The organism is Geomonas diazotrophica (assembly GCF_019063885.1).
Classification (GTDB): domain Bacteria; phylum Desulfobacterota; class Desulfuromonadia; order Geobacterales; family Geobacteraceae; genus Geomonas; species Geomonas diazotrophica.
The window spans coordinates 2,623,803-2,641,879 of sequence record NZ_CP077684.1 but is presented as its reverse complement, the minus strand read 5'-3'; the positions used below and the strand labels follow the sequence as shown (position 1 = coordinate 2,641,879).

Annotated in this window: 15 protein-coding genes; 10 read left to right on the top strand and 5 right to left on the bottom strand. The window is 60.4% G+C overall.

Features of this window, described 5'->3' with window-relative positions:
- Window positions 1–37: 37 nt before the first annotated feature.
- Complete coding sequence (locus KP003_RS11505) at window positions 38–412, top strand: GxxExxY protein (RefSeq protein WP_216788355.1); 375 nt, start codon at window positions 38–40, stop codon at window positions 410–412.
- Between the two features lie 46 nt (window positions 413–458).
- Window positions 459–2,096 carry a capsule assembly Wzi family protein gene (locus tag KP003_RS11500; protein ID WP_217299616.1) on the top strand — a complete coding sequence of 546 codons (1,638 nt, stop codon included), beginning with the start codon at window positions 459–461 and terminating at the stop codon, window positions 2,094–2,096.
- A gap of 414 nt (window positions 2,097–2,510) precedes the next feature.
- Here the strand turns inward: KP003_RS11500 and KP003_RS11495 are convergent, their stop codons facing one another.
- Window positions 2,511–3,158 carry a hypothetical protein gene (locus KP003_RS11495; protein WP_216499918.1) on the bottom strand — a complete coding sequence of 216 codons (648 nt, stop codon included), beginning with the start codon at window positions 3,156–3,158 and terminating at the stop codon, window positions 2,511–2,513.
- Between the two features lie 186 nt (window positions 3,159–3,344).
- Between KP003_RS11495 and KP003_RS11490 the strand changes: the two genes are divergently transcribed.
- From KP003_RS11490 to KP003_RS11470, 5 genes are all read left to right on the top strand, one after another.
- On the top strand, window positions 3,345–4,229 hold the full coding sequence (locus KP003_RS11490) for an ExeA family protein (RefSeq protein ID WP_236027013.1): 885 nt from the start codon (window positions 3,345–3,347) through the stop codon (window positions 4,227–4,229).
- Window positions 4,230–4,251: 22 nt separating this feature from the next.
- Window positions 4,252–5,100, top strand: coding sequence for a hypothetical protein (locus tag KP003_RS11485; protein ID WP_217299615.1), 849 nt, complete (start codon window positions 4,252–4,254; stop codon window positions 5,098–5,100).
- A 6-nt stretch (window positions 5,101–5,106) separates the two neighbouring features.
- A complete protein-coding gene (locus KP003_RS11480) occupies window positions 5,107–5,388 on the top strand; it encodes a YcgN family cysteine cluster protein (RefSeq protein WP_236027012.1) in 282 nt (93 codons plus the stop codon).
- Between the two features lie 182 nt (window positions 5,389–5,570).
- Window positions 5,571–6,824, top strand: coding sequence for a DUF6178 family protein (locus tag KP003_RS11475; RefSeq protein WP_217299614.1), 1,254 nt, complete (start codon window positions 5,571–5,573; stop codon window positions 6,822–6,824).
- Between the two features lie 203 nt (window positions 6,825–7,027).
- Window positions 7,028–8,248 (top strand): ATP-binding protein, encoded by a 1,221-nt coding sequence (locus KP003_RS11470; protein WP_217299613.1) that lies wholly within the window; start codon window positions 7,028–7,030, stop codon window positions 8,246–8,248.
- Here the strand turns inward: KP003_RS11470 and mtaB are convergent.
- From mtaB to KP003_RS11450, 4 genes are all read right to left on the bottom strand, one after another.
- On the bottom strand, window positions 8,245–9,540 hold the full coding sequence (gene mtaB / locus KP003_RS11465) for a tRNA (N(6)-L-threonylcarbamoyladenosine(37)-C(2))-methylthiotransferase MtaB (protein ID WP_217299612.1): 1,296 nt from the start codon (window positions 9,538–9,540) through the stop codon (window positions 8,245–8,247). The two genes, KP003_RS11470 and mtaB, sit on opposite strands and share 4 nt — an antisense overlap.
- A gap of 185 nt (window positions 9,541–9,725) precedes the next feature.
- Window positions 9,726–10,394, bottom strand: a complete 669-nt coding sequence (cysE, locus tag KP003_RS11460; protein WP_216499913.1) for a serine O-acetyltransferase — start codon at window positions 10,392–10,394, stop codon at window positions 9,726–9,728.
- A 974-nt stretch (window positions 10,395–11,368) separates the two neighbouring features.
- Window positions 11,369–12,310, bottom strand: a complete 942-nt coding sequence (gene miaA, locus KP003_RS11455) for a tRNA (adenosine(37)-N6)-dimethylallyltransferase MiaA (protein ID WP_217299611.1) — start codon at window positions 12,308–12,310, stop codon at window positions 11,369–11,371.
- Window positions 12,307–13,671 carry a S41 family peptidase gene (locus KP003_RS11450; RefSeq protein WP_216499911.1) on the bottom strand — a complete coding sequence of 455 codons (1,365 nt, stop codon included), beginning with the start codon at window positions 13,669–13,671 and terminating at the stop codon, window positions 12,307–12,309. The genes miaA and KP003_RS11450 overlap by 4 nt, the downstream gene beginning before the upstream one ends.
- Window positions 13,672–14,034: 363 nt before the next feature.
- Between KP003_RS11450 and KP003_RS11445 the strand changes: the two genes are divergently transcribed.
- From KP003_RS11445 to KP003_RS11435, 3 genes are all read left to right on the top strand, one after another.
- Window positions 14,035–14,625: a DUF502 domain-containing protein gene (locus tag KP003_RS11445; protein WP_216499910.1), complete on the top strand. Its 591-nt coding sequence runs from the start codon at window positions 14,035–14,037 to the stop codon at window positions 14,623–14,625.
- Window positions 14,626–14,635: 10 nt separating this feature from the next.
- A complete protein-coding gene (locus KP003_RS11440) occupies window positions 14,636–15,598 on the top strand; it encodes a D-2-hydroxyacid dehydrogenase (RefSeq protein WP_216499909.1) in 963 nt (320 codons plus the stop codon).
- Between the two features lie 704 nt (window positions 15,599–16,302).
- Window positions 16,303–17,952, top strand: a complete 1,650-nt coding sequence (locus KP003_RS11435; RefSeq protein ID WP_216499908.1) for an AMP-binding protein — start codon at window positions 16,303–16,305, stop codon at window positions 17,950–17,952.
- Window positions 17,953–18,077: the final 125 nt, after the last annotated feature.

Below are 18,077 nucleotides of genomic sequence, written 5' to 3'. Positions count from 1 at the left end.
ATCATCCGATACAACTTCTGAATCTAAGGAGACCGCGATGATTTATGAAGACTTGACCGGGAAGATTCTAGCCGCCTGCTTTGACGTGAGTAATGAATTAGGCAACGGCTTTCTTGAGTCGGTGTACGAAAAATCCCTTTTGATAGCTCTTGAAGAAGCAGGTCTTCAGGCACAGGCGCAAGTTCCCCTGCAGGTCTTTTACCGCAAGAAAAACGTTGGCGATTTCTACGCGGATGTCGTTGTTGAGGGTACCGTGTTGCTAGAGTTAAAGGCTGTAAAAGCTTTAGCTCCCGAGCATGTAGCCCAGGTCCTGAATTACCTTAAAGCCACAGGCATTGGCGTCGGGTTACTGATTAATTTCGGTTCTCCTAAATTGGAATATCGAAGATTAGGCAACAGATTATGTGGGTAGTCATCCCTTTTATCCCTTTTATCCCTGTTAAAAGATTGAGAATTGAATGAAATTGTCCAAGTTTATTGTCGTCGCGGCATGCGTAGTCGTCTTATATCCCTGTCTTGCCTTTGCGCTTTCCTCACCGAATATCCCGCTGGACAGTCCCGTTTATTCATACCTCGAGAAGTTGTCCGGTTTCGGGCTCATCTCCTCGGACGTGAAGGGTATCCGCCCCCTGTCGCAGGCGGAGGCCGCACGCCTGGTCAAGGAGGCCGAAGCGCGGGCTGCCGCCGGCGGACAGCCTGCCCTGGCTGCGGAACTGCTCGATCGCCTGAACGAACTGCTGCCGCGCGAACTCTCCTACTACGGCCGCGAGGACGCGGCGCCTACGTTCGATTTCGCTCCTGTTGCCACCGCTCGACTTCGCTATGTCTACGTGGACGGTGCTCCGCGGAGCTACTTCCGGGCCGTGCACGACCCGGGCAACGACGGGGTCTTCGGCATCGGCAGCGGCCTAAGGCCCGCCAATCCTTATCCCTCTCCGGTCCAGCAGCGTGGAACGGAAGGAACGCCTCTTTTCGAGAACAACGACGGCGCGGTCTATCGCGCCGGCTCCAACGTCGACCTCAGGGCGAGCGGTGCGCTCTACTTCTCCTCATATGCCTCGGCGTTAGTGGAACCGATGCTGCTTTGGTCCGAGGACGCCGATGAGGCGCGCCTGCGCCTGAACCGGGGCTATGTCAAGCTGGGGGGGAAGGGGCTCGAACTGGAGGTGGGACGGGACGAAAACTGGCTGGGGCCGGGCTATCGCGGCGCTATCACCCTCACCAACAACGCCAGGAACTTCGACCTCGTCAAGCTCTCCAGCCCCGAATTGGTGAAGACGAAATACCTATGGGACCTGAAATACTCCCTGATCTTCTCCCGGTTCGAAAAGACCATCACCGACGGACTGGAGCGCCAGCCTTTTTTCTTTGCAGGCAAACTGGCCATGAAGCCGCTGGATGACCTCGAGTTCGGCATCAACCTGGGGCGGCAGGTCGGCGGTCCCGGCGTCAACAACAGCCTGGGGGACATCGTCCGCGGCATCGTCGGCGGTACCAGCGATGACAACTCCAACACCGTGGCTGGGTTCGACCTGCGCTTGAGACTGCCTTGGTTGCGCAACACCGAACTCTACGGCGAGCTCTCGGGCGAGGACTCCGCCTCGTTCTGGCCCATAGTGGAGAGCTATGTCGCCGGCTTCTACCTCCCGCGTCTCACCGAAAGTGGCAGGGACGACCTCCGCTTCGAGTATTTCCGCGGAAACCGTATCCTCTACACCAACGGCACCTTCCCGGAAGGGTATCTGAGGTACAACATGCCCATCGGACACTCGCAGGGGGGCGCCACCCAGGACTTCTTCCTGCGCTACAGCCACTGGTTCTCGGTCCGCAACAACCTCGCGCTCGAGGCCTTCCACACCAGGCGCGGCGACTACGGGCGCGTGACCGTCGACGCCTCCGGCCGCTTCGATGCCGCCGGCGTCATGCAGGCGATCGAACGCAAGAACGCCCTCCGCGCCACCTGGACCTTCCCGTTCTCCAAGGAATGGAACGCCCTGCTTCTCTACGGGCAGGAGTGGATCCACAACTACGAGCTGCGCGCCGGCGACACGCAGATGAACCGGCTCCTGCGTGCAGAGCTTTCCTACCGCTATTGATGCGCTGCTGACTGCTTTAGATGCTCTTCACGCTTGCAGAGGACCTTTGCAAGCGTGCTTTTGCAAAAAAGCAGCTGCTTTTGGACCTTTTAGCGTTGCATCGGTCGAAACCCGCTGGCTTTGGACAAGAAACATGCCGGAACGGCCTTGCCTCCTCTCGATTTCCGCCCAGGATCACCTGCTTTCCCGTTTTTCCCGTCGCGTACCGACAATGTCAGCTTGCAAAGGACCGATGCAAGCTTGCAAAGCTACAAAGTCAGCCTGCAGAGGGGGAAAGCCAACGCGCAAAGCCCCAAAAGCAACGTGCAAAGGGGTTTTGTAAAGTGGATGTCCTTGCTGCTCAGATGTCGCTGGTTGGGATGCTGCAGGCGTGAAAGTGAAACGCCCGCTGGCACGGGCGTTTCGGGCATTCCTTTAGGTGGGCATGAAGAAGAAGGGAGGGGTCCAGGGACCGGGCCCTTCAGGCATGATCCACCTCATCCTGAGGGCGTACTGCTGCCCCGGGGTCAACCCATCCAGCTCCATGTTTTTGAATTGGCCGAACACCGCCGCATGCTTCCAGTTCCCCTCCACGGTGGGGTCGCCCGTCGTTATGTGGAATTCGCAGCTTCTGGCGCGAGGAGCCTTCTTGGCCTTTCCGACGATCCCGCCCCGTTTTACGCTTTGGGACAATACTACGTCCGGATAGGTCGCCTGGTGTTTCACCGGGGAGGGCGCGGTCTCCTTGGTGTAGTCAAAGCCGCTGGATGCCAGAATCTCGACATTCCCCTTGGCGATCAGATTGACGTAATCCGCCAGTTCATTGAGTTCTTTGATGAGCTGAGTGCGCAGATTTTTACGCTGCGCGATGCTCTGCTTTGCACGGCTACGTGCTTCAAGGCAGGCGTTGTCGAATCCCTCCAGTGTGCCCTTTACTTGCCCCAACGGGGTGACTTCCTGGGGGTAGGGCTCCTTGAAATAAGCGTTGCCGGTTAGCGAGGTTACGACCCCTTTCCCGAACGAGCTCAGGCCGGGGTCGTCCAGGCGGCTGAAGCTGCGTTTGACCATCGGTTTTTTGCCCATGTGTCGTCTCCTTTGTATTGGTTTTTACTAATCCAACGTCGGAAGTTTCCCACGTTTATCCGGTAATGCAAGCCACTAAAAGCAACTAAGCCTTGCACCCGCACCTCACGCCCTTTCCCCTTTATTTCCCGCCAGATTCGCGCTATATTCACTCACTCGATATCGGCAGCCGTCAAAAGGAACCACATGCCTGCGATGTATTGCGAATTTTACGGTTTCAGGGAGAGCCCGTTCACCATTACTCCCAATCCCCGCTTCCTGTTCATGAGCGAGCAGCACCGTGAAGCCTACGCGCACCTGATCTATGCGGTTGACAACCGTGCCGGTTTCGTGGAACTCACCGGTGAGGTGGGGACCGGCAAGACCACGCTTTTGCGCACCTTCCTGAACCGTCTGGACCAGGAGGGACACCGCACCGCCCTCATCTTCAACCCCTGCCTGTCGGACCTCGAGTTGTTGAAGAGCGTGAACCGGGAATTCGGGCTGGTCTGGGAGTCAGAGAGCAGGGTCGAACTTCTGCAGGTGCTGAACGCATTCCTCTTGGAGCAGAAGCAGGCGGGACGCAGTGTGGTGCTGGTGATGGACGAGGCGCAGAATCTCCCCATGGAGGTGCTGGAGCAGATCCGCCTGATCTCGAACCTGGAGACCGAGACGGACAAGCTGATCCAGATCGTTCTCTCCGGGCAGCCGGAGCTGCTGTCGGTGCTCGGGCGCATGGAACTGCGGCAGCTGAACCAGCGCATCACGGTGCGTTACCATCTGCTCCCCATGGACTTCGAGAGCACCCAGTCCTATATCGACCACCGCATGGAGCTGGCCGGATGCTACCGCGCCGCCGAATTCTCGACGGCGGCCATGAAGCACATTTACCGCTTCTCGGGTGGGGTGCCGCGGCTGGTCAACGTCGTCTGCGACCGCGCCCTCCTGATCGGGTTCACCGAGGAGACCAGGACCATCACCGGGAGCATGGCTGCGCAGGCCGTTGCCGAGGTTGGCGGCCGTTCCCCCTACGGGCTCGCGGCGCAACTGCTGCGGCGCCTGACCGGCGGACTGCCGCGCTGGCGCAGCTGATTTTCAACTTTTCGAGGAGTTTATGAGTTCGATACTGAAGGCATTGGAGAAGGTGGACGAGTCGCAGCGGTCCCGTCGACCCGCAGGCACCGGTGGGCTCCCCAAGGCAAGGGGACGTCGTCCCGCCTGGCTGATTCCGGTATGGACCCTGGCGGGAGCTGCCATCGCCACCCTGGCGACCTACGCCCTCATGGGGGGCTTCTCCCGTCCGGCCGCACGGGTAACGCCCAATGGTGTCGATGCCTTGGCCACTGCCGCCCCGGCTGCAGCGGTCCCCGCCCAGGCGGCGTCCGCCGTTGGGCAGCAGCAGGCTGCAACAGCGGTCGCCCCGGAGCACACCTCTGCCGCTGCGGCCGCCGCACCCGTCGCGGCTGTCAAGCCGGCGCGGCCGGCCGTCGAGCCGGCCAAGGTCGCGGCCAAACCGGCTCTGGTTCCTGTCGCCGCTACGGCGCCGAAGCCGGTGGCGCAACCGGTTGCGAAGCCGGTAACCCAGGCGGCAGCCAAGGCCGCTACCAAGCCTCAAATCCCGGCCAGGGTTGCCGCGAAGCAGCTGGCCCAGCCTTCGGTCATGGCCAAGGCTTCTGCCGTCGCCCAGCCGGCTGTCGTGCAACCGGCACCCGCAGCTGCCGTACCCGCTTCGGTTGCGCCGCAACCGGTGCCCCAGCATAAGTCGCGGCCGGATATCCGCGTCACCGGTATTGCCTGGCAGAACAGCAGCGAGTCGAGCTTCGCGATGGTGAACGGCAGTCCGATGCGGCAGGGGAACAGCGTGAATGGCTACAAGATAGAGCAGATCTATGAGGACAGTGTCCGGTTTTCCAACAGCAAGGGAAACAGCCTCGTGGTGCCGCTTGGAGCGGGCGAGGAGTAAGGCGCTATGTCACCAGAACCCGAAATGGACCAGCAGCAGTGGGAGGCCCTTTGCGAGCAATGCGGCCTTTGCTGTTTTGAGAAGCTAGAGGACGAGGACGGCAGGATCCTGTTCACCTCGACCCCCTGTCGCTACCTCGACATCACCACCAGGCGCTGCAAGATCTACAATAAGCGTTTCAAGGTCTTTCCCGAGTGCGTTCAGCTCACCCCGGAGCTGGTCAAGGAGCTGAAGTGGCTGCACCGAAGCTGTGGCTACAAGAAGGCGATGCGCAAAGGGATCCTTTAAAAGCAATTAACAGGGATAAAAGGGATCAAAGGGATAAAGTCAAAAACGGGTTGTTAACGCAAAGCCGCAAAGGCGCGGAGTGAAAATAAATACAGGTGCAGGGATTGGGCTGAACAACTCTTTTGGGGGTGTATCCCTTTCATCCCTTTATCCCTGTTAAGAACGGTTTTAAAGGGAGTCAAATGGCAGAAAAGAAGCAAGTAGCTGTGGCGAAACTTTCCGAGCGCGATTTCCAGGCGCTTCCCCTTCAGCAGAAACAGGACTACCTGAGGACGGTTTCCGGCAAGGAAAAGATGGACCTCATCGTCTCCGACTCCGACGCCAGGAGGCTCGCCGCCGGTCTGCAGCCCCAGGAGTTCTTCTGGCTCATGAAAGAGGTGGGGGAGGCGGACGCAGTGGACCTGCTGCGCCTGGCCACCGCCGAGCAGGGCGTTTTCATAATGGACACCGAGCTTTGGGACGGCTGGACCTTCTCCGAAGAGCAGGCCTGCCACTGGCTCACCTACTTCATGGAGGGGGGCGAGGCACGGGTTCACGAGTTGGTGAGGCATCTGGATTTCGAGCTGCTGCAGCTGTTGTTGAGCCGCGAGATCATCGTTGGCGGGGGGATCGGCGACCAGGGTAACGACGAGGAGCGCCAGGGCGACTACGACCATACCTTCGACGACGTTTTCATGATCAAGTTCAAGAACCCCAAGCACAGCCAGCTGATCGGGGCCTTCCTCTCCGTGCTGGTCAAGCTCGACAACGAGCTGTACACCGCGCTCATGGAGGGGGTGAAAGGGGACGTGGACCTGGAGCTCGAGGAGCAATGCCAGCGCTTCCGCACCGGCCGTCTGCAGGATCTCGGCTTCCCGCCGCTGGAAGAGGCACTCTCCATCTACGCCCGGATCCACCCGGACCATTTCCAGTTGCAGGGGGGCAAGGATCTCGCTGCGGCAGGGGAGGGGGGACAGCTGATCCCCGTCTTTGCCGACGAGGGGACGCTTCTTTCGCGTGCCCTGGACCTTGCCGGTTCCGATGTCGTTTTGCAGGAGTTGAACTATCTGGTGAACAGCGCCCTCGTTGCCGAGGGGCAGGCCTTCCACGAGCCCGAGTCGATGCTTGGTGTGATGCACCGCGTCTGCGGTTACCTCAACATCGCCCTCGAGAAACTTGCCGCCGGTGACGAGCATAAAGCGGCGCGGATACTCGTAGAGGAGGAGCTGAAGCGGCTGTTCCAGCTCGGCTACAGCATCGTGCTGCAGCTGAAGTTTGCCGCCCGCGACACCGAAACGGTCGACTATGCCACCGGCAAGCTCCTGGCAGGACTCAAGGCGAAGCGTCCCCGTTACTACCGCGGGCTCGATGCCGACGGCGTTGACGGCTATCGCGAGTTCCGCGACCAGGAAGACGTGCGGCGGGTTTCCGAGCTGCTAGCCCAGTTGCAGGGATAACCTCATTTTTTCAACAGGGATGAAGGGGATGCAGGGGGATTTTTTATAATTCCTTTCATCCCCTTCTCCTTTTTATCCTTTTATCCCTTTTATCCCCTTCATCCCTGTTCATTGCAAACCGACCCCTCATTGGTATTCTTTTAGGCATTTGTTTTCCGGGTATGGACGTCGATCGCATCTGCCGCAGCCGTCAGGGGGGGAGGATGAAGGTACTGGTCGTCGACGATTCCAGAAACGATCGCAAGATCATCCGCTACAATTTCGAGTGGCATGGCTGGCATGTCGTCGAGGCCGCCAACGGCAAGCAGGGGCTCGAGGTCGCGGCGGCCGAAGCCCCGGACCTCATCCTCTCCGACTGTCTCATGCCGGTGATGGACGGCTTCCGATTCCTCCGCGAACTCAAAAAATTCCAAGAACTCGGCAGGATCCCCTTCATATTTTATTCAGCAATCTACACCGGCAGCAGGGAAGCCGAGCTCGCTGCCTCCCTTGGGGCAACGGCTTTCCTGGAGAAACCGATGCGGCCGGATGAACTGTGGGAGGAGGTGGGACGGCTTTTGGTGGCGGAGGTGGCCACCGGGCGCGAGGCGGAGCCGCGCCCGATGCAGGAGGAGGATTTCCTCAGGGACTACAGCCAGGTGGTGGCCACCCGCCTGGAAGAGAAGGTCCGGGAACTGACCGAGGAGAACGAAAGCCTGCTCAGGTTGAACGGCGAACTGGAGCGCAGGGTGGTGGAGCGGACCGCGCAGCTGGAATCGGCCAACCGGGACCTCGAGATGTTCAGCTACTCGGTCTCGCACGACCTGCGGGCGCCCTTGCGGCACCTCGAGGGGTTCAGCCAGGCGCTCACCGAGGAATACGCAGCCAGGCTCAACACCATAGGCAACGACTACCTGGACCGGATCAGGAGGTCCAGCCGCCGCATGGCGGACATGCTGGACGCGATCCTGGAACTGTCACGCAGCGTGAGGGGAAAGCTCAACAAGGAAGATGTGGACCTGAGCGCGCTGGCCAGGGAGGTCGTGAGGCAACTGGTCCGTTCGCAACCGGAGCGGAAGGTTGATGTCCGTGTGGCGGAGGGGATGACGGCGCGGGGCGATGCGCGCCTTTTGAAGGTGGCGGTGGAGCACCTGGTAGGAAATGCCTGGAAGTTCACCCATACAAGGGAACATGCCGTGGTGGAATTCTTTCCCATCGATTGGGAGGGACGTTCCGCCTTCGCCGTCCGGGACAACGGGACGGGGTTCGACATGGCGTACTCCGAAAAGCTGTTCTCGCCGTTTCAGCGGATGCACAGCCAGGAGGAGTTTCCCGGCCGCGGGATAGGACTTGCCATCGTGAAGCGGATCGTCAGCCGTCACGGCGGCAAGGTGAAGATAGAAGCGGAAGCGGGGCAGGGCGCCACGGTGACCTTCACCGTCTAGCGCGTCGCTGCCAGCTTCCCGGTCAACTCTCCGCCGCTGGCCGCGGTGATCAGCACGCCGACCTCCTGGTTGACCAGCCCCTCGCACTCCTCGATGAGCACCGGAAGGTAGTTCCTGGACAACCCCTTGCGTCCCCCCTCGTCCTTTTGCACCAGCACCTGTAGTTCCCGCCCGACGAAACGTGCCGCGTACTCTGTCTTTTTCTTTTCCGACAGGATGCGGAGCGCCTCGGCCCGCTCCTTGATGACCCGCGGGTGGACCTGGGCAGCCATGGTCGCGGCCGGGGTGCCGGGGCGCTGCGAGAAGGGGAACACGTGCAGGTAGGCCAGGGGGAGCGACTCGATGAAGGAAAGCGTCTCCTGGAACTCTTGGTCGGTTTCGCCCGGGAAGCCGGCGATCACGTCGGAGCCGATGCTGACGTCGGGCATGGCCGCGACCAGGGCCTCGACCACGGAGCGGAACAGCGCGGTGTCGTAGCCGCGGTTCATGCGGGTGAGGACGCCGTCGGAGCCGCTTTGCAGGGGCAGGTGCAGGTGAGGGCAGACGACGCCGGAGCCGGCCATGAAGGCGATCATCTCCGGCGCTACCTCGGTCGGTTCCACCGAGCCGACCCGCAGACGCCTTACCACCCCCTGGCGCTCCGCCTCCCTCATCAGGGCGAGCAGGTCGGTGGGCGGGTCGAGGTCGAGGCCGTAGGCGCCAAGGTGGATGCCGGTCAACACGATCTCCTGGAAACCCTTCGCCGAGAAGGCTGCCATGCCGTCCAGCGCCTCCTGGGGTACCACGCTCCTGCTGGCCCCGCGGGCGTACGGTACGATGCAGTAGGCGCAACGTGCGTCGCAGCCGTTTTGGACCTGGAGGAAGGCGCGGGTGTGCTCGGCGAAGCTCTCCAGCTGTGTTCTTTCTCCCGTTCTCTGCTGCGAAATGTCGCTCACCACCGCCTGCGGTTCATCCCCGAGCCCCTTGATGAAACCGACGATGTCCTTCTTCTCGCTGTTTCCGAGGATAAGGTTGACCCCCGGGAGCTTCAGCAGCTCATCGCCCGCCATCTGGGCGTAGCAGCCGGTGATCACCACGCGTGCCTCGGGGTTCATGCGGGTCGCGCGCCTGATGAGGCGGCGGGACTCGGCATCGGTCTTGGCCGTGACGGTGCAGCTGTTAATGACGTAGATGTCGGCTGTTTCGGTGAAGGGGACGAAGCTGTAGCCGTTCTGTTCCAGGGCTTCGGTCATGGCGGCGGATTCGAACTGGTTGATCTTGCAGCCGAGAGTGGTGATGGCGATTCTTTTCATGCGGTAAAACGAACCTCGAAACACGGTTAACAGGGATAAAAGGGATGGAAGGGATATAACCAAGATTTAACGCAAAGCCGCAGGGGCGCAAAGAAAAGTCTAAAGACACAAGATTTGGGTTACCCCCAACATCTTTTGTTTGGGGTTTATCCCTTGTATCCCTTTTATCCCTGTTTAAATGGTTTTTATCCGATTTTCTTCTTGAGCGCCTCGTGCTCTGCGGCGAGCGCATTGTACTTCCTTTCCAGTTCCCGGATCTGGTCGAACAGACAGGAGATCGCCTTGGCCTCGGGGTCGGGCATCTTGCCGTGCTCGAGGTCCGGACGGTCCTGGGGCTTCTCGGTCGCCATCACCACGCGCCCCGGGATGCCGACCACGGTCGAGTTGGGGGGGACTTCCTTGACCACGACGGAGTTGGAGCCGACCTTGCTGTCCTTGCCCACGGTGAAGGGACCGAGGATCTTTGCGCCCGAACCGATCACCACGTTGTCCATCAGGGTGGGGTGACGCTTCACCTTCTCCCAACTGACCCCACCCAGGGTGACCCCGTGGTAGAGGGTGACGTTGTCGCCGATCTCGGCGGTCTCCCCGATGACCACCCCCATGCCGTGGTCGATGAAGAACCCCTTGCCGATGGTGGCGCCGGGGTGGATCTCGATGCCGGTCAGGAAACGGCCGATGTGGGAGGTGAAGCGTCCCAGGAAATAGAGTTTGTGCGTCCAAAGCCAGTGGGCGACCCGGTGGAACCAGAGCGCATGCAGCCCGGGATAACAGAAGATCACCTCCAGCACGCTTCTTGCCGCCGGATCCCTGTCAAACACCGCCTTAATGTCCGATTTTAGCCTCGCAAACATCGGTACCCTCCCTGGCTGCTAGTACGTTAACGAAACAAGCACCATCTGCTTCGCCATTTTTTTCGTAACATACCACACCGATTACGTCAATAATTAACTGCCGCAATCGTCTCACGCCCGTTCGCTGCACTCACTCAAGACGCAAAGGCGCAAAGTAAACCCAAAACAACTTCATTTAACAGGGATAAAAGGGATCAAAGGGATAACACCTAACACAAAAGATTTCAGGTTAAGCCAAAACGTCTTGTTGGTCTTGCCTGGCTTCGCGCCTTTGCGTCTTCGCGCGAGAAGGGGTTTACGCCTTTATCCCTTTCATCCCTTTTATCCCTGTTTGAACGATATGCCTTTGCTGTTTAGCAGCTCCAGCGACTCGGCCAGCGGATCTCCTGCCCCCTCGACCCAATGGATCACCGTGCCATGGCTCTGCCGCAATCGTCTCACGCCCGTTCGCTGCACTCCCTCAAGACGCAAAGGCGCAAAGTAAACCCAAAACAACTTCATTTAACAGGGATAAAAGGGATCAAAGGGATAACACCTGACACAAAAGATTTCAGGTTAAGCCAAAACGTCTTGTTGGTCTTGCCTGGCTTCGCGCCTTTGCGTCTTCGCGTGAGAAGGGTTTTTACGCCTTTATCCCTTTCATCCCTTTTATCCCTGTTTGAACGATATGCCTTTGCTGTTTAGCAGCTCCAGGGACTCGGTCAGCGGATCTCCTGCCCCCTCGACCCAATGGATCACCGTGCCATGGCTCTGCCGCAATCGTCTCACGCCCGTTCGCTGCACTCACTCAAGACGCAAAGGCGCAAAGTAAACCCAAAACAACTTCATTTAACAGGGATAAAAGGGATCAAAGGGATAACACCTGACACAAAAGATTTCAGGTTAAGCCAAAACGTCTTGTTGGTCTTGCCTGGCTTCGCGCCTTTGCGTCTTCGCGTGAGAAGGGGTTTACGCCTTTATCCCTTTCATCCCTTTTATCCCTGTTTGAACGATATGCCTTTGCTGTTTAGCAGCTCCAGGGACTCGGCCAGCGGATCTCCTGCCCCCTCGACCCAATGGATCACCGTGCCATGGCTTTGCATCCGCTTGAACCAGTTCTCCTGCTTCTTGGCGAAGTCGTGGATGGCGGAGTTGAGTTTCTGGAACATGTCGTTAATGGAAAGCTCCCCCTTCAGGTAACGCGCCACGTAACGGTACTCCAGGCCGTAGAACTCGAACTTGTCCCAGCCGGTGCCGGCAGCATGCAGCCGCTGCACCTCCTCGATCATCCCCGCCTCGAGCCGCTCCCTGAGTCGTTTGGTGATCCTCTCCCTGAGCTGGGCGCGGTCCCAGCGGATACCGATGGTGCAGGGGGCGATCTCCGGCCAGGGCTCCTCGCCCCCCCCCTGGTACTCGGCGATTTCTATGGCACGCAGCAGGCGGCTCCGCTCGGTGAGGTCGGTGCTGTTGTGCAGTCTGGGATTGGCCCGGGCGAGGCGGTCGGCGAGCTCCGTCATGGAGAGCGGGGCGAGTTCCTGCCTCAGCGCAGGGTTCTCCGGGACCTCGATGAGACGGTAACCGCGCAGCACGCAGTCGAGGTACATGCCGCTGCCGCCGACCAGGACCGGCAGCCTGCCGCGCCGCGAGATGTCGGAGAAAGCGTCGAGGAAAAGGCGTTGGAACTGGAACAGGTTGAACTCGTGGCCGGGGGGGGCCACGTCGATCAGGTGGTAGGGAACCCCTTGGTACTCGTGCAGGTCCTTGCCGGTGCCGATGTCCATGCCGCGGTACACCTGGCGCGAATCGGCCGAGATGATCTCCCCCTCAAGCCTCCCGGCAAGCTGTACCCCCAGGCGGGTCTTCCCGGAGGCCGTCGCCCCGAGTATCACCAAAAGGTTCGGGGTGCCGGGCGCCTCGCTGCCGCCCGTGCCGGTCAACGGAGCAGGCCTTTTTTCAGGACGTTGACTCCCTTGATGAGCTCCAGGGCGCGGGCCAACTGGTTGTCCTTTTGCAGCAGTTCCTGCTCGCTGAGCTCTTTGCCGACGCCGTTCACCCGGGGCAACAGGACCGGGTGCGCGGGCTTGGCCGGGGCGGGCGCCTTGGTCTCGGGAACTTCCTGCATGTGCCCGTCGAGGTCCTGCTCGCGGATCTCAAGCTCCTTTTCCTTCTCCGTCTTCGCGGCCGCCGGTTTGGCGAATTCAACCACGATGTCGGGGGTGATCCCCTTGGCCTGGATGGAGCGACCGCTCGGGGTGTAGTAACGGGCGGTGGTGAGCTTCAGCCCGTCGCCGTTGTTGAGGGTCATGATGGACTGCACGCTTCCCTTGCCGAAGCTCTGGGTACCCATGATGACGGCCCGCTTGTGATCCTGCAGCGCGCCCGCGACGATCTCGGAGGCGCTGGCGCTGCCGCCGTTGATCAGCACCACCATGGGGTACTTGGGCTCCTTCTCCCCGATGGTCGCGGTGAGGGTGTGCACCGAGGCGGCGTCGCGCCCCTTGGTGGTGACGATGTCGCCGTTGGTGAGCCCTTCGCCTATGAAGCGGTCCGCCACGCGGTAGGCCTGGTCCACCAGGCCGCCGGGGTTGTAGCGCAGGTCGAGGATCAGGCCGGAGAGGGGGGCGCCGTTGTCGGCCGCCAGCGTCTTCAGCGCCTTCTCGAAGTCCTCGCCGGTCCGCTCCTGGAACTCGGCGACGCGGACGTAGCCGTAACCGGACTCCAGAAGGCGTGCCTTGAGGCTCTTGGTCTTTATGATGGCGCGGGTCAGACGGAAGGTGAGCGGCTTCGCGCTCCCCTCCCTGATGACGGTGAGAGTGACCTGCGTTCCGGGGGTGCCGCGCATCCGGCTCACGCACTCGTTGATCGGGAGGTCCTTGGTCGGCTTGCCGTCGATCTGGAAGATGTGATCACCGGCGAGGATGCCGGCCCGAAAGGCGGGGGTGTCCTCGATGGGGGCGTTCACCATGAGCTTGCCGTTGCGCATGTCCAACTCGATGCCGACGCCGCCGAAGGCGCCCGCCATGTGCACCTTCATCTCGGAGTACTCCGTGACCGGGAGGTAGGTGCTGTGGGGGTCGAGCGCGGCGAGCATCCCGTTGATCGCGCCGGTCATGAGCTTCTTGTCATCGACCTTGTCGACGTAGCTCTCCTTGACGATGTCGACCACCTCTTTGAACATGGAGACGTACTCCGCCTCGCTCCTTCGGGCGCGCTCTTCCTTGTCCAGAAGCGGCGCGAGGAAAAAGATGGCGGCGAGGACGGCGGCGACGGCCGATATGACAAACGCTTTTTTCAACATCGGGGACCTTTGACGGGATTTTTAGGGGATGAACCGCAACATGTTAATGTAGTTTTTGCGCGTGTTGTTGTCAACTGCATTTGCCCCGGCCTTCGGCCTTCGCCGCTAAACGGCTATGGCCGATAAATCGCTGCCTTCGCCGCTAAACGGCTATGGCCGATAAATCGCTGCCTTCGCCCTAAAGTGGCTACGGCCAATAAATCGGATTGGCTTAAAGGAACTACGGCCGATAAATCGGTATCCAACCGAAAAGGTCTACGGCAGAAATGGCCGGCGCCCCGTATTCGCTGCCTGGACCCAAAACCGTTGACACTGCGGCTACTTTGTTGCATAACGCAAGCGAACTATCAATCGGAGGCGCCAGTGGAACAACTTGTCAAACATTTCAAGGGGAAATTCATCACCGGGCTGTTCGTGGTGGTCCCCCTCGGCATCACCATATTCATCCTGAAGTTCCTGTTCAACTTCGCCGACGGCATCCTGGGGAGCTACCTCGACTCGCTGCTGGCCGCGTTCATCAACGATCACTCCTATATCCCCGGCCTGGGCATGCTGACCGGCGTCATCGTCATCTACCTTTCCGGCTTGCTGGCGACCAACGTGATGGGAACCAGGATTCTCCGATGGGGGGACGACCTTTTCTCCCGCATCCCCCTGGTGAAGTCAATCTACAACTCCAGCAAGCAGCTGACTCAGGTGTTCAAGGACGGAAAGACCTCCTACCGCAGGGCCGTCTTCGTCGAGTGGCCACGCACCGGGGTACGTGCCGTCGGCTTCGTGACGGCCGAGGTGGAGCGCGACGGAGAGAAGCTGGTGGTGGTCTACGTCCCGACCATGCCCAACCCCACCTCCGGCTTTGCACTGTTCTTCCACGAGTCCGAGGTGTACGACTGCGGCATGAGCGTCGAGGACGCGGTGAAGTTCGTGGTTTCCGGCGGCGTGGTGGTGCACTAGGGAGGTGTCCGTGAAGATCGTGGTGCTGGATGGCTATACCCTGAACCCGGGGGACAACCCGTGGGACGAGGTCGCCGCCTTCGGCGAACTGGTGGTACACGAGCGCACCCCCGAAGAGCTGGTGCTCGACCGCTGCCGCGGCGCGCAGATCGTGCTCACGAACAAGACCCCGCTTTGTGCAGCAACGCTGGCGCGGCTTCCCGAACTGCGGCTCATCTGCGTGCTGGCCACCGGCTACAACGTTGTGGACCTGGCGAAGTCGGCGGAACTGGGAATCCCGGTGGTCAACGTCCCGGAGTATGGCAGCGATTCGGTGGCGCAGCACGCCATCGCGCTCCTTTTGGAGCTGACCAACCGTGTGGCGCAGTACCACGCCGCGGTGCAGCGGGGCGAGTGGTCCCGCTCGGCCGATTTCACCCTGGTCGCGCAGCCGCTCGCCGAGCTGAAGGGGAGGTCGCTCGGGATCGTGGGGCTGGGACGCATCGGCTCCAGGGTGGCCGCCGTTGCCGGCGCCCTGGGGATGGAGATCCTCGCCTGCAACCCGCACCGAAGAGAGGCCCCCGAAGGCATGGCGGTCCAATGGCTGGAACTGGACGAGCTTTTCGCCAGGGCGGACGTGGTCAGCCTGCACTGTCCGCTGACGGCGGAAAACGAGGGGATGGTGGATGCCGCCCGGCTTCGCCTGATGCAGCCCCACGCGCTGCTCATAAATACCTCGCGCGGCGGCTTGATCAACGAGCGCGACCTGGCCGACGCGCTCAACGACGCAGTCATCGCCGGGGCCGCCGTCGACGTCGCCGCCGTCGAACCGATTCCCTCCGACAGCCCGCTCCTTAACGCCAGGAACTGCATCGTCACCCCGCACATCGCCTGGGCCACCCTTGCCGCCCGGCGCCGGCTCATGGCGACCACGGCAGGGAACATTGCGGCGTTTCTCTCGGGCGCACCTAGAAACGTGGTGAACGGGCTGTAGCTGGTCGAACCACCAAGCCAAATTCCCCTGTCCCCCAGTTCCCCTAATAAGCGGTAGCGCAAAGAGCGCCGAGGCCGTTAAGAACGGGAAGAGGCTTTAGGTTAACAACAAAGGCCTTCTTCGCGATCTTTGCGCCTTTTCCCGTTCTTTGCGTAACTGCTTGTAAAAAGGGGAACGCGAATTGTCGTGCAGCGCTTTGATACTGATAACTCCCGACTCACCGGTAGTCCCTGCTGAACCTCTGCTTTTCGCGGCGATGCGTCGCTCGTGGCGGTGACGCATCCGTTCCATCCGGGTATAACCTGCCATAATTACGAAATAAATCCGATTTTAACGTCCCGGTCCACACCGTTTGTGGAAAGCGTTGTGGAAAAGGCGTTGAAGACAGGGAAAAGCCTTTTTAAATTGCCCGCCTCTGCAGATTGCCTACAGAATAGGCACCCTCACCGCAACCAGGTTTTTGTTTTACCCGTTGTAATTTCAATTACTTACGCTAAATGCCCGGTCCTGCGGGGAAAAGGCTGTCAAGCTTTTTCTGCAGGCTGTTTGGCGCAGGTCATGGTAAGCGCTGCCGAACAAATGATCGGCATTCCTTAATTCTTGACATGCCGCAGAAGGCTGTGTTAATTGGTAAAACCTTTTATTTCCAATAAGTTGTTTTTACGCGAACGACTGTTTGATGTGAAGAAACAGCAGGAGGGGTCATGTCGAAAGAGATCAATTTGACGGTCGGGGCGCTTTTGGATGACATCGCCGGAAAATATCCGGACAACGAGGCGCTGGTCTACGTGGAGCGCGGTCTGCGCTACAGCTATCGCGAGTTCAACGAGAGGTGCCGGCTGGTGGCCAAGGGGCTTTTGCGCATGGGGGTGAAGAAGGGCGACCACCTCGCCATCTGGGCCTACAACGTGCCGGAGTGGGTGACGCTGCAGTTTGCCACCGCCAAAATCGGCGCGGTGCTGGTAACCGTCAACACCAGCTACAAATCGGCCGAGCTTGAGTACCTTCTGAAGCAGTCCGACGCCAGCGTGCTGTTCCTCGTGCAGGGCTTCAAGGACACCAATTATATAGAGACGCTGGCCTGCGTAGTCCCGGAGCTTGCCGGCAGCAGACCGGGAGAGCTCGCAAGCCCCGTGCTTCCCTGCCTGAAGCACGCGGTCTTCATCGGCGACGGCGCCCCGGAGGGGATGATCAACTTCGAACATATCGTCGAGCTCGGCGCGCAGGTGTCGGACGCCGAACTTGAGGCGGTGGAGCGGACGCTCTCGGTCCACGACGTGATCAACATGCAGTACACCTCCGGCACCACCGGGTTCCCGAAAGGGGTAATGCTGACCCACCACAACGTGGTCAACAACGGTTTCAACATCGGCGAGTGCATGCGCTTCACCGAGAAGGACCGCCTCTGCATCCCGGTTCCCTTCTTCCACTGCTTCGGCTGCGTGCTTGGGGTCATGGCCTGCGTCACCCACGGCACCACCATGGTCCCGGTTGAGATCTTCGACCCGCTCAAGGTGCTGCAGGCCATCGAACAGGAGCGCTGCACCGCCGTGCATGGCGTCCCCACCATGTTCATCGCGGAGCTCGAGCACCCCCGCTTCGCCGAGTTCGACCTCACTTCGCTCAGAACCGGTATCATGGCGGGCTCCAACTGCCCCATCGAGGTGATGCGGCGCGTGATCCGCGACATGCATGCCGGCGAGATCACCATCGCCTACGGCCAGACCGAATCGTCCCCGGTGATCACCCAGACGAGGACCGACGACCCCATCGAGTTGAAGGTCGCCACCGTCGGACGGGTGCTTCCCAACGTCGAGCTGAAGATCGTGGACATCGAGACCGGCGCGGAACTCCCCCCGGGGAAGCAGGGGGAGCTCTGCACCCGCGGCTACCTGGTTATGAAGGGGTACTACAAGATGCCCGAGGAGACCGCCAAGGCGATCGACGCCGACGGTTGGCTGCACACAGGCGACCTCGCCGTCATGGACGAGAACGGCTACTGCAAGATCACCGGCAGGATCAAGAACATGATCATCCGCGGCGGCGAGAACATCTACCCGCGCGAGATCGAGGAGTTCCTCTACACCCATCCCAATATCTCGGACATCCAGGTCTACGGGGTGCCGGACCGCAAGTACGGCGAGCAGGTGATGGCCGCGGTGGTCCTGAAGAAGGGATGCGAGATGACCGAGGAGGAGGTGAAGGAGTTCTGCCGCGGCAGGATCGCCAACTACAAGATCCCCAAGTACGTCCGCTTTGTCGACTCCTACCCGATGACCGCCAGCGGCAAGATCCAGAAGTTCAAACTGCGCGAGATGGCGATCCGCGAACTGCAGCTGGAAGAAAATGTCTGATCCGCAACACAGCTTTTCTAATAACCCCTTGATCTTATTGACCTGCGGGGGTTGACGCGGTACCGATTGTGAGTTATCTTTCCTTCTCCTCCCCATGAGCCTGTTTCATGGGGAGAGAGGAGGGG